Origin of the sequence: Micromonospora sp. NPDC049274, assembly GCF_040678875.1 — a bacterium.
Taxonomy (GTDB): Bacteria; Actinomycetota; Actinomycetes; order Mycobacteriales; family Micromonosporaceae; genus Micromonospora.
The window spans coordinates 417,911-431,570 of the sequence record NZ_JBFAQS010000004.1; the positions used below are offsets into that span (position 1 = coordinate 417,911).

12 protein-coding genes are annotated in these 13,660 nt (G+C 72.0%); 4 read left to right on the forward strand and 8 right to left on the reverse strand.

The annotated features are described in order from the left end of the window. Positions 1-41: 41 nt before the first annotated feature. The 7 genes from AB0K10_RS10785 to AB0K10_RS10815 form a co-directional block, all read right to left on the reverse strand. The gene (locus tag AB0K10_RS10785) at positions 42-653 is read right to left on the reverse strand and encodes a TetR/AcrR family transcriptional regulator (RefSeq protein ID WP_363682091.1); all 612 of its coding nucleotides are present in this window, start codon (positions 651-653) and stop codon (positions 42-44) included. 269 nt (positions 654-922) lie between these two features. After that, entirely contained in the window at positions 923-2,209 is a 1,287-nt protein-coding gene (locus tag AB0K10_RS10790) for an ABC transporter substrate-binding protein (RefSeq protein WP_363682093.1), read from the reverse strand. Positions 2,210-2,289: 80 nt separating this feature from the next. Further along, the gene (locus tag AB0K10_RS10795; protein WP_363682095.1) at positions 2,290-3,405 is read right to left on the reverse strand and encodes a branched-chain amino acid ABC transporter permease; all 1,116 of its coding nucleotides are present in this window, start codon (positions 3,403-3,405) and stop codon (positions 2,290-2,292) included. After that, the gene (locus AB0K10_RS10800) at positions 3,402-4,280 is read right to left on the reverse strand and encodes a branched-chain amino acid ABC transporter permease (RefSeq protein WP_363682097.1); all 879 of its coding nucleotides are present in this window, start codon (positions 4,278-4,280) and stop codon (positions 3,402-3,404) included. The genes AB0K10_RS10795 and AB0K10_RS10800 overlap by 4 nt, the downstream gene beginning before the upstream one ends. Before the next feature lie 28 nt (positions 4,281-4,308). Then, positions 4,309-5,031, reverse strand: a complete 723-nt coding sequence (locus tag AB0K10_RS10805; RefSeq protein ID WP_363682099.1) for an ABC transporter ATP-binding protein — start codon at positions 5,029-5,031, stop codon at positions 4,309-4,311. Continuing rightward, entirely contained in the window at positions 5,028-5,810 is a 783-nt protein-coding gene (locus AB0K10_RS10810) for an ATP-binding cassette domain-containing protein (RefSeq protein ID WP_363682101.1), read from the reverse strand. Before AB0K10_RS10810 ends, AB0K10_RS10805 begins: the two co-directional genes overlap by 4 nt. 131 nt (positions 5,811-5,941) lie before the next feature. Then, on the reverse strand, positions 5,942-6,805 hold the full coding sequence (locus AB0K10_RS10815; protein ID WP_363682224.1) for an alpha/beta hydrolase: 864 nt from the start codon (positions 6,803-6,805) through the stop codon (positions 5,942-5,944). 215 nt (positions 6,806-7,020) lie between these two features. On the opposite strand from AB0K10_RS10815, the gene AB0K10_RS10820 reads away from it, so the two are divergent. Then, positions 7,021-9,282, forward strand: a complete 2,262-nt coding sequence (locus AB0K10_RS10820; RefSeq protein WP_363682103.1) for a catalase — start codon at positions 7,021-7,023, stop codon at positions 9,280-9,282. Between the two features lie 67 nt (positions 9,283-9,349). Here AB0K10_RS10820 and AB0K10_RS10825 read toward each other — a convergent pair whose 3' ends face one another. Continuing rightward, complete coding sequence (locus tag AB0K10_RS10825) at positions 9,350-10,219, reverse strand: LLM class F420-dependent oxidoreductase (RefSeq protein WP_363682105.1); 870 nt, start codon at positions 10,217-10,219, stop codon at positions 9,350-9,352. A 164-nt stretch (positions 10,220-10,383) separates the two neighbouring features. Here AB0K10_RS10825 and AB0K10_RS10830 point away from each other — a divergent pair, with 164 nt between their 5' ends. The 3 genes from AB0K10_RS10830 to AB0K10_RS10840 are packed head-to-tail and all read left to right on the forward strand — an operon-like array spanning position 10,384 to position 13,657. Then, the gene (locus AB0K10_RS10830; RefSeq protein WP_363682107.1) at positions 10,384-11,487 is read left to right on the forward strand and encodes an acyltransferase; all 1,104 of its coding nucleotides are present in this window, start codon (positions 10,384-10,386) and stop codon (positions 11,485-11,487) included. Then, the gene (gene alr, locus AB0K10_RS10835) at positions 11,484-12,641 is read left to right on the forward strand and encodes an alanine racemase (protein ID WP_363682109.1); all 1,158 of its coding nucleotides are present in this window, start codon (positions 11,484-11,486) and stop codon (positions 12,639-12,641) included. Before AB0K10_RS10830 ends, alr begins: the two co-directional genes overlap by 4 nt. Further along, complete coding sequence (locus AB0K10_RS10840; protein WP_363682111.1) at positions 12,638-13,657, forward strand: D-alanine--D-alanine ligase family protein; 1,020 nt, start codon at positions 12,638-12,640, stop codon at positions 13,655-13,657. Before alr ends, AB0K10_RS10840 begins: the two co-directional genes overlap by 4 nt. The last annotated feature ends 3 nt before the right edge of the window (positions 13,658-13,660 follow it).

The following is a 13,660-nucleotide window of genomic DNA, read 5'->3' on the forward strand; positions in this document are numbered from 1 at the left end:
TTACCCATCGGTCACCGGATGGAAAGAGGGGCGAGCCGGGATCAGTCGGTCGCCACCTCGGCCAACAGCGCGCCCACCGTCCGGGACATCACCGCGCGGGCCTGGTCCACGCCCAGCCCGAGGCCGTAGCGCAGCATCGACCAGGCCGGCCACATGCTCGCCGCCACCAGCGCGTTGAGCAGTTGCTCGCGCCCCCGCCCGGCGTGTGTCAGCTCGGCGGCGAAGAGCTGCTCGACCTCGTCGCGGACCCGGTCGATGTGCTTGAGGCGGTTGCGGTGCAGTTGGTCGGAGACCGGCTCGCGCATCTGCGCGGCCCGCGCCGACGGCGTGATGAGCTGGAGCAGCCGGGCCCGCTGCCGGCAGTACGCGTCGACCCGCTTTGCCAGCGGTAACGCGGGCGAGATCGGCCGGTACGCGGCATCCTGCTGACGCAGCACCTCGGCGCCGCTCGCCTCGAAGAGCGTCTCCATGTCCTTGAAGTTGGTCCAGAGCGTACGCAGCGAGATGCCGGCCCGTTCGGCGATGCGTTCCCCGGTCGGCCGCAGGTCACCCTCGGCGATGAGCGCCAGGTGCGCCTCGACGATGGCTGCCCGGGTGCGCTCGGCCCGGGCCGTCCGCCCGTCGACCCGCCCCGGGGCCTCGACCCTGTTCATCCGCCCCCGCCCCTTCACCGCCACGACGTCGCCCGACTCCCGGCCGAGTCTAGACAGGCGATGATCAGGCAGCTCCGGGCCCGCACGAACGATGTCATCCGGACCGGCCAGCCGCGAGGTGACCTGAAATTGCATTCACGATGCAGATAGTAAGAGGGTCGATCGGCGTCGGTCAACGTTCCGCGTCGACCGTGCCGGGCCACCGGCCGGGCACGGTCGTACGACCCGGAGGTGGCCACCCCGGGTCGTACGACCGAACGGCAGGCTCGTCAGGAGACTGTCGGCACCCCGTTCGCCGGCGGCGCGACAGGCGCGGCCGTGTACTCGGCGACCGGGCCGTCCCCCTCGTCGGTCTCGTACGTCGGCCCGAAGTAGCTCTGCACTCCCCCGCTCACCCGACTCAACCGCTGCCCGCCGTAGCCGGAGTGGTCGTCGGCGGAGAACCGCAGCGGCGCGAGCCCGGGCCCCTGGAAGCCACCCTTCTCGACGGCGTCGAGCACCTTCTCGCGGGTGACGTCCTTGCCGGCGGCGAGGAGCACCTGCACGAAGAGGTAGCCGACCGACATGCCGTAGACGGTGTTGCCGTCGAACGGCGCGTCACCGTTGTGCGTCTTGTTGATCTTCGTGAAGAGCTGGATCCACGGGTTCGCCGTGTCGTTCTGCATCGGCAGGTAGTTGGTGCCGACCATGCCCTCCAGCAGCGGGGCGGCGGCGCCGAGCTGCTTGGCCAGGGTCGGGTGGTCGGCGCCGACGTTGGAGACCAGCCACTGCGGCTTGAAGCTCAGCCGCGCGGCGGTGCCGACGGAGAGCGCGGTGAAGCCGGGCACTGTCGCCAGCATGACGACCTGGCAGCCGGCCGCCTTGAACGCGCCGATCTGCGGCGCCACGTTGGTGTTGCTGGTGACGTACGTCTGCTTGACCGCCACGGCCCCGGCGCCGAGGACCTTCTCCACGCCGGCCAGGCTGTCGCGGCCGAAGTCGTCGTCCTGCCCGAGGAAGCAGACCTTCTTGCCGGCCAGGTTCGCCTTCGCGTAGTTGGCCAGGATCTTGCCCTCGATCGTGTAATCCGGGTTGAAGCCGAACGTGCCGGGATACTTGTCGGGCTGGTCCCAGCTGCGGCTGCCGGACGCGACGAAGAGGTCCGGCACCCGGTTGGTCTTGAGGAAGTCGAGCACCCCGGTGTGCGTCGGCGTGCCCAGGCCGTTGAGCACGGCGAAGACCTTGTCCTGCAACACGAGCTGGCGTACCACCTGCTGGGTGTTCGCCGGGTTGTAGCCGTCGTCCATGACCTTGTAGGTGATCTTCCGGCCGTGCACGCCACCATTGGCGTTGACGTAGTCGAAGTACGCCTTCGTCGCCGGGGCGATCTTGGAGTAGCCGGCCGAGGCCGGCCCGGTGAGCGGCATGTGGGTGCCGACGACGATCTCGGTGTCGGTGACCCCCGGCACCGACCCCCCGCCGGAGGTGGGGCCGTCGTCGCCACTACAGCCTGCGGCGGTGACGAGCAGGGCGATGGTGCTGGCGATCGCGAGACCGCGTCGCGCCGTACGGTGCATCGGAAACACCGACCTTTCTCGGTCCGGTTCAGTGGTGATGGTGTGGTGAGGCGCCCGGCCGAGGCCGGGCCGGGGACAGCTCAGGAACGCCGCGCCGGCCAGCGGGCCAGCAGGGCCCGGCCGAGACGGGACAACAGACCCTGCACACCGCCGGGCGCGGCGATCATCACGACGATCAGCGTGACGCCGAAGATGGCCAGCGGGAGGTTGCCCTCCAGCCGCTGCGCCACCGCCGGCGAGAGGGTGAGCAGCTCGGTCACGGAATGGGTGAGGTCGGGCAGGGCGACAAGCAGCACCGCCCCCCACAACGCGCCGGCGAGGCGACCGAGGCCGCCGATCACCACCGCCATCAGCAGGAAGAGCGACAGGGTCAACGAGAACGCTCCGGGCGAGACGCTCTGCGCGAGCATCGCGAGCAGGCCGCCGCCGAGCCCGGCCGTGGCGGCGCTGACCACGAAGGCGAGGACCTGGGTGCGCGCCACGTGGATGCCCGCGAGCCGGGCCGCCACCTCGTCGTCGCGCACCGCCCGGAACGTCCGCCCGTACCGGCTGCGGATCAGGTTCGCCACCAGCAGCAGGGCCAGCAGGGTGGCAGCGCCCGAGAGCCAGAGCTGCCACCGCTCGTACGGGAAGTACGCGCCGAGCGCCAACGGCGGCGGCTCCACCGGCACCGACAGCCCCTGCTCGCCGTTGAAGACGCCGTCGAAGGTGACGGCCAACGCCGGCACCACGACGGCCACGGCCAGGGTCACCCCGGCGAGGTAGGGCCCGCGCAGCCGGGCCGCCGCCACACCTACCACCGCGCCCACCGCGACCGTGCCCAGCACCGCCGCGACAAGCGACAGCGCCAACAGCCAGCCGCCGGTCAACCCCCGGTCGAGGAACGCGTTCTGGCACAGGGCCACGGTGTACGCGCCTGTCGCCATCAACGCCCCGTGCCCCAGCGACAGCTGACCGTTGAGCCCGGTGAGGACCGTCAGCCCGGCGGTGGCGCAGAGATACGCCGCCACCGTGGCGAGCTGGAAGTTGCGGAACGGCTCCACGGCGTAGCTGACCGCCACCAGCACCAGACCCACGGCGAGCAGCACGGCGAGGTGCCGCAGCAGGGTGGAGCCGCGACGTCCCCGGTCGACCGGGCGCTCGCCCGCCTCGCCCTCTCGCTGCCTCGGCGGCAGGGCCGCCCGGGTGGCGCTCACACCCGCCTCGCCGCGACCGGGGCGAACAACCCGCCGGGCCGGACCAGCAGCACCGCCAGCAGCAGCACGAGCACCGCCAGCGGGGTGAGGTCGCTGCCGGCGTACCCGCTGACGTAGGAGAGCAGCAGGCCCACCACCAGGCCACCGACCACCGCCCCCGGTGGGCTGTCCAGACCGCCGACCACCGCCGCCGTGAACGCCGAGACGAACACCAGGTCCATGGCGTGCGGGTGCAGACCCAACTCGGTCGGGATGACGAGCATCGCGGCGAGCGCGCCCACGCCGGAGGCGAGTGCCCAACCGAGCGTCAACATCCCACCGACGTTGACCCCGAGCAGGCGGGAGACCTCCGGCGCGAAGGCCGCCGCGCGCATCCGCAACCCCACCGCGGTACGCGCGAACATCCAGGCCAACGCGCTGACCACCACCCCGATCGTGGCGAAGACGAACAGGTCGTACGGCGACAGCACGGCGACCCCGCCGACGGTGAGGGCGGACCGGCTGAACGGGACGTCGGCGGGACGGAACTCGTTGCCGTACACCATGCCCAGCACGGCCTGGAGCACCAGCACCAGCCCGAGCGCGACGATCACCGGGTTGAGCGGCGACGCGTGGTCGACGTGCCGCATCACCACCCGATCCACAAGCGCGCCGAGCAGCAGACCGGCGACGATCGCGACCACGAAGCCGAGCCAGTACGAGCCGGTCGCGGCGGACACCGAGTACGCGACGTACGCGGCCGCGACGGCCATCGCCCCCTGAGCGAAGTTGACGACACGCGCCGCCCGCCAGATGAGCACCAGCGCCAGCGCGAACGCGGCGTACACCGCGCCCCGCGACAGACCGTCGACGGTGAGGAAGACGAAGCGGTCCAACAGTCCTCCCTCCAGGGGACCAGGTGGGTCAGAAACCGAGGTACGCGTGGCGCAGGTCGTCGTCGTCGCGCAGCGTGGCCGCCGGGGCCGCGACCACCACCCGGCCCAGGGACATCACGACACCCTGGTCGGCCACGGCGAGCGCGCTACGCACGTTCTGCTCGACAAGCAGCACGGTCAGGCCGGTACGGTCGCGCAGCTGACGCAGCAGGGCCATGGTCCGGGCGACCACCCGGGGCGCCAGGCCCAGCGACGGCTCGTCGAGCAGCAGCAGGCGCGGCCGGCCGACAAGCGCCCGGCCGAGCGCGAGCATCTGCCGCTCACCACCGGAGAGCTGGTGCCCGAGGTGCCGGCGACGCCGGGCGAGCGGCTCGAACAGCTCGTAGACCTCGCCGAGAGCACGGCCGGCGTCCGCCCGGTCGCGCCGCCACAACCCGCCGAGCCGCAGGTTCTCGTCGACTGTCAACTCGCTGATCACGCCCCGCCCCTCCGGCACGTGCGCCATGCCGCGCCGGACGAGCTGCTCCACAGGCGTACCCCGCAGGTCCTCGCCCGCGAGGAGCACCTGGCCGGCGGCCGGACGGATCATGCCGGAGAGCGCGCGCAGCAGCGTCGTCTTTCCGGCGCCGTTGGCGCCGACGACGGCGGCGATCGTGCCGGCCGGCACGGTGAGGTCGACGGCCCGCAACACCGGCGTGGCCCCGTAACCGGCCACCAACCCCCGCACCACGAGCAGATCCGGCCCGGTCATGCGGTTTCCTCGACGAGGGCGCCCAGGTATGCGTCGGTGACCGCCGCGTCGTCGCGGATCTCGTCCGGCGTGCCGGCCGCGATGACCCGGCCGAAGTCGAGCACCACCAGCTCGTCGCAGACGGCCATCACCAGGTCCATGTGGTGCTCGACGAGCAGTACCGCGCACGGGTCGGTGTCGCGCCGGGGAAGCTGCCGGACCAGCTCCGCCAGCTCGGCGATGTCGTCGGCCCCGAGGCCGCCGGCGGGTTCGTCGAGCAGCAGCAGCCGGGGCCGCGCGGCGAGCGCGCGGGCCAGGGCTACCCGCTGGCGTACGGCGAAGGGCAGCGTGCCCGGCGCGGCGGCGGCGTGCCCGGCGATCCCCAGGTCGTCGAGGACGTCGAGGGCGTGCTGGCGCAGCCGACGCTCGTCGCGGTCGCTGCGGGGCAGCCCGAACAGCGCCGACGCGAAGCCCGCGCGGGCCGTGTGCGACGCGCCCGTCATCACGTTCTCCAGGACGCTGAGGCCGGCGAAGAGCCCGGTCCCCTGCAGGGTCCGGGCGATGCCGAGTCGGGTCAGCCGGTGCGGCCGTGGTCGCAGCGGCCGGCCGTCGAGGGTGAGTGACCCCGTCTGCGGCGACACGAAGCCGCAGATCACGTTGAACAACGTGGTCTTGCCGGCGCCGTTGGGCCCGATCACGCCCACCACCCGGTCGGGTGGCACCCGCAGCGAGACGTCGTCGAGGGCGGTGAGGCCGCCGAAACGGACGCCGATGCCGTGCAGTTCGAGCCCGCGCTCCATCACCCATCCCTCTGCCGTGGCGGGTGTTATTTACACTCGCAGTGTACGTTTCTCGGATTTGGCGTCAAGACCTTCAATGGGCTGACACGAACGGGGCGGCCGCCAACCGGCGACCGCCCCGACCCGCGTGCTCAGTAGCTGGGGCAGGTGTTGCGGTACTCCTCGATCGCCGAGCCGCTCGGACCCGGGCAGAGGAACTGCTCGTAGCGGGTGTCGTCGTCGACGAACCGCTTCAACCAGGCCACCATCTGCCGCGCCGTCGGTGTGTTGACCGTCTGCGGGAAGAAGTGGCTCGCGCCGTTCAACTCCAGGTAGGCCTTCTCGGCCGAGGCCGGGATGCTCGTGTAGAACGGCACCGAGTGCGACGCGACAGGCGCGACAGTGTCACTCTCGCCGCCGATGATCAGCGTGGGCACCCGCAGCTCGGACCAGCTCTTGTCCAGATTCCACGGCGCGAGCGGCACGGCGGCCTGCAGCGACGGACGGGACGAAGCCGCCTCCAGGGTGCCGCCGCCACCCATCGAGTGGCCGGCGACCGCGAGGCGGCTGCTGTCGATACGGCTGCGCACCGAGCTGCGCTCGGTGAGGTAGTCGAGCGCGGCGAGCAACTGCCGGCCACGGCTGTCCGGCTGGTCGAACCGGGTGTTGGTCTCGATCCCGATCACCACGAAGCCGTGCGAGGCGATCCGCGGCCCGAGCCAGCTGATGCTGGACCACGCGGCCGTGTAGCCGGGCGAGATGGCGATGGCGCCGAACGTGCCCTCGCTGGTGCTTGTCGGGTAGTAGATGACCCCGCCGCCGAAGCCGGTGACGCTCAGCGAGGAGACGCTCTGCGAGGCGGTGGCGAAGGGGCCGCGGCTGGCCTCCAGGATCGCGGTGGTCGGGGCGGGGCCCCGCTCGTACGGACTGGCCGCCTGCGCGGGGGCGGGTCCGGCGAGGACACCTGCGGCGAGGAGGGTGGCGGCCAGCGCGAGCCGGACGGCCCGAGCAGGCATGGAACGGGGGCGGGTGGTGGTTGGTGACGACACGTCGGGCACTCCCTAGAGTCGAGCGATATCGACGTTCGTCAGTCTTCGCCGCTCCGGTCACCCCGCGCATCGGTGAAATCACCAGTCCCGCCCGCAGATCGGATCTTCCGCGCGTTTCGGCACTCCGACCAGGGGTAGGGGTGCAGGGGCCTGCCCAAACGCTCCATGGAGAGGTTCGCCAAGTGGATTCCAGCAAGCCCGCCGAGGCGGTCAAGAACGTCGTGAAGACCGCCTCAGAAAAGATCACTGACGCTCTGACGCCCGAGGTGCCCGGTGCCCCGGGCAGCGCAACCCCGCCCGTCGAGGAGCCGACCTCGCCCCACGGTCCCCTGCCCCCGAAGCCGGAACAGGGCGCACCGCAGACCCGTACGCCCACCGGCGCCGAGACCGGCGCGCCGGCGACCGCGAAGGGCCAGCAGGGCGCGTACCTGACCACGGCGAACGGGGCGCGCCTGCGCGACACCGACCATTCGCTCAAGGCCGGGCCGCGGGGGCCGGTCCTGCTCCAGGACCACCACCTGCGCGAGAAGATCACGCACTTCGACCACGAGCGCATTCCGGAGCGTGTGGTGCACGCCCGGGGCGCGGGGGCGCACGGAGTGTTCACGGCCTACGGCACCGCCGAGGCGGTCACCAGGGCCGGCTTCCTGAAGAAGGGCCGGGAGACCGACGTCTTCGTCCGATTCTCCACAGTGCTCGGGTCGCGCGGCTCGGCCGACACGGTCCGCGACACCCGTGGCTTCGCCACCAAGTTCTACACCGACGAGGGCACCTTCGACCTGGTCGGCAACAACATGCCTGTCTTCTTCATCCAGGACGCCATCAAGTTCCCCGACATCATCCACGCCGCGAAGCCGCACCCGGACCGGGAGATCCCGCAGGCGCAGAGCGCCCACGACACCTTCTGGGACTTCGTCTCGCTGCACACCGAGGCGCAGCACCACGCCATGTGGAACATGTCCGATCGGGGCATCCCGCGCTCGTACCGGACGATGGAGGGCTTCGGTGTGCACACCTTCCGCCTCGTCAACGAGGCCGGGGAGACGGTGCTGGCAAAGTTCCACTGGAAGCCGAAGCTCGGTGTGCACTCCCTGACCTGGGAGGAGGCGCAGATGCTCGGCGGCATCGACCCGGACTTCCACCGCCGGGACCTCTACGACGCCATCGAGGCCGGCGCGTTCCCCGAGTGGGAACTCGGCATCCAGGTCTTCCCCGACACCCCCGAGGAGACCTTCGCCGGGATCGACCTGCTCGACGCCACGAAGATCGTGCCGGAGGAGCTGGCGGAGGTGCAGCCGATCGGCCGGCTGGTCCTCAACCGGACGCCGACGAACTTCTTCGCCGAGACCGAGCAGGTCGCCTTCCACCTCGGGCACCTCCCGCCGGGCATCGACGTCACGAACGACCCGCTGTTGCAGGGCCGGCTCTTCTCGTACGTCGACACGCAGCTCACCCGCCTCGGCGGGCCGAACTTCGCCCAGATCCCGATCAACCGCCCGCACGCGGCGGTCAACGACATGCTCCGCGACGGCTTCCACCAGCACGCCGTGCACGCCGGGGTCGCGCCGTACCGGCCGAACTCGCTCGACGGCGGCAACCCCTTCCCGGCCGGCGACGCCGAGCACGCGTTCCTCGACGTGCCGGTGACCGTGGCGCAGGCGCCCAAGGTCCGCGCCAACCCGGCGTCGTTCGACGACCACTACAGCCAGGTACGCCTGTTCTGGCTGAGCATGTCGCCTGTCGAGAAGGAACACATCATCCGGGCGTACACCTTCGAGCTGGGCAAGTGCTACCACCAGGCGATCAAGGAGCGCCAGCTGCAGTGCCTCGCCAACATCGACCCGGTGCTGTGCGAGCAGGTCGCCACGGGCCTGGGGCTGCCCGCGCCGCAGCCGACGGTGCCGCTGGCCGACGTCGCGCCGAGCCCGGCTCTGTCGCAGGTCGGCAGGGCGTGGCCCGCCGACGGCCGCACGGTCGGGATCGTCGTGGACCCCGACGGTGACCTGGACGGCGTCGGCGAGGTGCGCCGGGCCGTGTTCGAGGCTGGCATGGTGCCGCTGCTGATCGCCCCGCACGGCGGCATGGTGGACGGCATGCCCGTCCAACGGACCTTCGCCACCGGCCGGTCGGTCGAGTTCGACGCGCTCCTGCTGGCCGGAGCGCCGGTGCCCGCACCGGACGCGCTGCCCGCCCGCGACGCCAAGGCCGGCCGGCCGGACGCGGCGACAGTCGACCCCCGCGTGCTGCTGCTGGTCGAGGAGTGCTGGCGGCACGCCAAGGCGATCGGCGCCTGGGGCGACGGCGTCACAGTGCTGGAGCAGGCCGGGGTGGCGGGCACCCCCGGCATCGTGGCCGCCGGCTCGGGTGCCGAGGCGCTGACCGGGGTGCAGCAGTTGATGGCCGCGCACCGGGTGTGGGAGAGGTTCCCCGCCTCGGTCGGCTGACCCGGGTAGTCACCGAGGGGCTGTCCTCCGCTCGGCGGAGGGCAGCCCCTCGTGGCGTTGGGCGGGATCAGCCGATGTCGGCCAGTCGGGGCAGCACCTCGTCGCCGAGCCGCTGGGCGAACTCCACCGGGTGCCGGTCCGGTGTGACCTGCACCTCGGTGACCCCCAGCGCCGCGTACGCGGACACCTCGGCGAGGAACTCGTCGAGGTCCTCCAGCGGCGGCTTGGAGGCCAGCACGGTCTTCTCGATGCTGTCGTAGTCGCGGCCCTCGGCGGCGCAGTGCCCGCGCAGCACGTCCAGCTTGTGCGCGATCCCCTCGGCGCCCGTGCCGAACAGGTTGCAGGCGTCGGCGTACCGGGCGACCAGCAGCAGCGTCTTCTTCTCGCCACTGCCGCCGATCATGATCGGCGGGTGCGGCCGGCGCAGCGGCTGGGGCGAGTTGATCGTCTCCGTGAGCTGGTAGTGCCGCCCGTCGAACGGCCCGTTGTCGTCGCTCCACATCTGCCGGCAGATCCGCAGCGTCTCCTCCAGCCGCTCGAACCGCTCGGCCACCGGCACCACGGGCACGCCCAGGCCGCGCTGCTCCCGCTCGTACCAGGACGCCCCGATGCCGAGCCGGGCCCGGCCGCCGGAGAGCACGTCGAGGGTCGTCACGGTCTTGGCGAGCAACCCCGGATACCGGTACATCACGCCGGTGACCAGCACACCCAACGTCATCCGCTGGGTCTTCGCCGCGACGTAACCAAGCGTCGTGTACGCCTCCAGCATCGGCTCCTCGGCCGGGGCCAGCGCCTCCATCTGGAAGAAGTGGTCCATGACCGTGAACGACGCCACACCTGCCTGCTCGGCGGTGGTGGCCGCCTCGGCGAGCGTCGGTGCGATGGCGGCCGGGTCGGCCGGGGTCGAGAAGTTCCAGTAGTGCAGCCCGAGCTTCATGTCGGCACCTCCACGACCGAGCCTAGAGGTTTCCCCGCCGCGCGACTGTGCACTGCTTCGCCAACCTCTCGCGGTCCGGGACCCGGCGGCCCCGCCGACATCCATTACCGGTTCATGACAATTCGTGGATCACGTACGGATATCCGGCTGACACCTTCGACCGAGTGATCCCGCAGCCAACAACCACCGACCTCCGCCACCCGACGCGTCCACCCCGCGCGCAGTGGGCGGACGCCGCGAAGGGCGTCTGCATCATCCTCGTCGTCGGATGGCACGTCGTCGTCAAGGATTACCTGCGCATCGACTGGCACGTCGGCGCACCCGTGCCGGGCCTGTGGGGCACGCTCGGCGAGCAGTTCCTGCCGCTGCGGATGCCGCTCTTCTTCACCATCTCCGGCGTCTTCGCGGCGAACGCTGTCCAGCGGCCCTGGCGGACCGTCGCCCGCAGCCGCGTCGCCGGGTTCCTCTACCTGTACGCCGTGTGGCTGCTGATCCACAGCGCGGTCCTGGCCCTGGCGCCGGACTTCCCGACCGATCACGCCGCATCCGCACTCGGTCTGCTGGAACAGCTCACCGTCACACCCTCCAACCTCTGGTACCTGTACGCCCTGGCGCTCTACTTCACGCTCGCCAAGGCGGCCCGCCGGCTGCCCCGGGTGCTGGTCGTCGTACCCGCGGCGGTGTTGTCCGCCATCGCGGCCGCCGGCCTGCTGGCCACGCCCGGCAACCGCGCGGGCCTCTACCAGAACCTGGTCTTCTTCCTCGCCGGCCTGTATCTGCGGCCGTGGATCGAGCGGTGGGCGACGACGGCCACCCGGCGACGACTCGTGCTGACGGCCGGGGCGTACGCCCTCGCGCTCGTCGCGATGGCGGCGGCCGGCGCCCAGCGGTGGTTCGGCGTGTGGCCTGTGGTGTCGGTCGTGGCGGTGGCGTTCGGTATCACCGCCGCCGCCCGCCTGACGCGGTCATCCACCCTCAGTGACCGACTGACCACGCTCGGGCGCACCACCCTGCCTGTCTACGTCATTCACATGCCGGTCCTGGCCCTGCTGGACCGGCTGCTGCTCAACCCGGTCTCCGGGTTGGACCCGGTCGTCCAGAGCCTGGTCGTGCTCGGCTACCCGGTTCTGCTGACCGCGCTCGTCGTCGGCCTGAGCCTGGCCATCCATCGCGGGCTGCTGGCGGTGCACGCCCGCTGGATGTTCGCGCTTCCCGTGCCCCGGCGCGAAGCGGCCCCGGCACCTTCCCACCCGGTGGGCGCCGCATGAGCGGGCTGGCCGAGGCGGTGGTCGACCTCGGGGCGATCGCCGACAACGTGCGGACTGTCGCGTCGGTCACCGACACCGCGCTGATGGCAGTGGTGAAGGCGGACGGGTTCGGCCACGGGGCGGTCCCTGTCGCCCGGGCGGCGCTGCGCGCCGGCGCCACCTGGCTGGGGGTGACCTCGGCGGTCGAGGCGCTGGCCCTGCGCGGGGCGGGCATCAGCGTACCCACGTTGAGCTGGCTGCACCGACCGAACGACGACTTCGCCGCGTTGATCACCGCGGACGTCGACGTGGGCGTGTCGACGACCACCCACCTGCACGCCGTGGCCGACGCGGCCCGACGCCTCGGCGTGCCCGCGACGGTGCAGCTCAAGGCCGACACCGGCCTGACCCGCAACGGCGCCGGCCCCGACGAGTGGCCCGACCTGGTCACCTGGGCCCGGAAGTACGAGGTGGAGGGCGGGGTCCGGGTGCGTGGTGTGTGGTCGCACCTGGCCGACGCGGACGTGCCGGGCAGCCCGGGGCTGGCCCGTCAGGTGCGGACGTTCTCCGAGGCGCTGCGTTTCGCCCGGGCCGCCGGCCTCGACCCCGACCTCGTGCACCTGGCCAACTCGGCGGCGGCGCTGTCGGCGCCCGGGACCCGCTTCGACCTCTGCCGGATCGGGCTGGCCCTCTACGGCGTCGACCCGTTCGGCGCGACAGGTCCGGGAGAGTTCGGGCTGCGGGCAGCCCTGACGCTGCGGACGACAGTCGTCAACGTGAAGCGGGTGCCCGCCGGCACGGGCGTCTCCTACGGGCCGGAGTACGTCACGGGTGCGCCGACGACGCTGGCGCTGCTGCCGCTCGGTTACGCCGACGGGCTGCCCCGCGCCACCGAGGGCCGCGCGCAGGTGTGGCTCGGCGGCCGACGCCGCCCGGTCGTCGGGCGCATCGCCATGGACCAGTGCGTGGTCGACGCCGGTGACGTGCCGGTGGCCATCGGCGACCCGGTTGTCGTGCTCGGCCCCGGCGACCACGAGACCACAGCGCCGACCGCCGGCCCGCCGACCGTCGCCGAATGGGCGCGCTGGGCCGGCACCAACCCACACGAAATCTTGACCGGCATCGGGGCCCGGGTGGGCCGCGACCATCTCCAGGAAAGGGCGGACGTCGCATGACAACGCGACTGGCAGTGCTGTACGGCGGACAGAGCGGCGAACACGAGGTGTCGCGGCGCTCGGGGGAGAGCATCCTGGCCGGGCTGGACCGCGAGCGGTACCAGGTCACCGAGGTGCTCATCGACACCGACGGCGGGTGGCACGTCGGCGGCCACCCCACTCCCCTGCCCCAGGCGTTGCGGGTGCTGCGCGCCCAGGACGTGGTGTTCCCGGCCCTGCACGGCCCGTACGGCGAGGACGGCACAGTCGCGTCCCTGCTGGAGTGGCTCGGCGTGCCGTACGTCGGCAACGGCGTCTTCGCCAGCGCGGCGGGCATGGACAAGGGCGTCACCAAGCGGCTCCTCGCCGCGGACGGTCTGCGGGTCAGCCCCGGTGTGACCCTCCGGTCGGGGGAGCACCTGTCAACCGCCGAGCAGCAGCGACTGGACCTGCCGGTCTTCGTCAAGCCGGCACGGGCCGGATCCAGCCTGGGTGTGGTCCGGGTGACGGACTGGGCTGCCCTGCCGGCCGCGCTCGACCAGGCGCGGGAGGTCGATCCGAAGGTGCTCGTCGAGCAGGGGGCACGCGGTCGGGAGATCGACGTCGCCGTCCTGCAGTACCCCGACGGCCGGGTGCAGGCCGGGCCGCCCCTGGAGATCCGGGTCAGCGGCGCCGGCTTCTTCGACTACGACGCGAAGTACGACGGCGGGGCCGTCTTCGAGATCCCCGCCCCGCTCGACCCGGCCACCACCGAGGTGCTCCAGGACCGGGCCATCCGCGCCTTCCACGCCCTCGACTGTCGGGGTCTGCTGCGTGTCGACTTCTTCCTTCCCGCCGAGGGCGCGGAACCCATCGTGAACGAGGTCAACACCTTCCCGGGATTCACCGCCGCGTCGCAGTTCCCGCAGATCTGGCAGCGGGCCGGGATCGCGTTTCCGGCCCTGCTCGACATCCTGATCTCCGGCGCGCTCGCCGACCGTGGTCGTGTCGCCTCGGCGGGGCTGCCGCGGCCCGCGCGGGCGGTCGATCTGGTGTGAGCG

What these genes read in the sequence shown, in the direction of transcription:
- AB0K10_RS10785 (WP_363682091.1), bottom strand. Translation starts at nt 653, where the DNA reads ATGAACAGGGTCGAGGCCCCGGGGCGGGTCGACGGGCGGACGGCCCGG.
- AB0K10_RS10790 (WP_363682093.1), bottom strand. Translation starts at nt 2,209, where the DNA reads ATGCACCGTACGGCGCGACGCGGTCTCGCGATCGCCAGCACCATCGCC.
- AB0K10_RS10805 (WP_363682099.1), bottom strand. Translation starts at nt 5,031, where the DNA reads ATGACCGGGCCGGATCTGCTCGTGGTGCGGGGGTTGGTGGCCGGTTAC.
- AB0K10_RS10810 (WP_363682101.1), bottom strand. Translation starts at nt 5,810, where the DNA reads ATGGAGCGCGGGCTCGAACTGCACGGCATCGGCGTCCGTTTCGGCGGC.
- AB0K10_RS10815 (WP_363682224.1), bottom strand. Translation starts at nt 6,805, where the DNA reads ATGCCTGCTCGGGCCGTCCGGCTCGCGCTGGCCGCCACCCTCCTCGCC.
- AB0K10_RS10825 (WP_363682105.1), bottom strand. Translation starts at nt 10,219, where the DNA reads ATGAAGCTCGGGCTGCACTACTGGAACTTCTCGACCCCGGCCGACCCG.
- alr (WP_363682109.1), top strand. Translation starts at nt 11,484, where the DNA reads ATGAGCGGGCTGGCCGAGGCGGTGGTCGACCTCGGGGCGATCGCCGAC.
- AB0K10_RS10840 (WP_363682111.1), top strand. Translation starts at nt 12,638, where the DNA reads ATGACAACGCGACTGGCAGTGCTGTACGGCGGACAGAGCGGCGAACAC.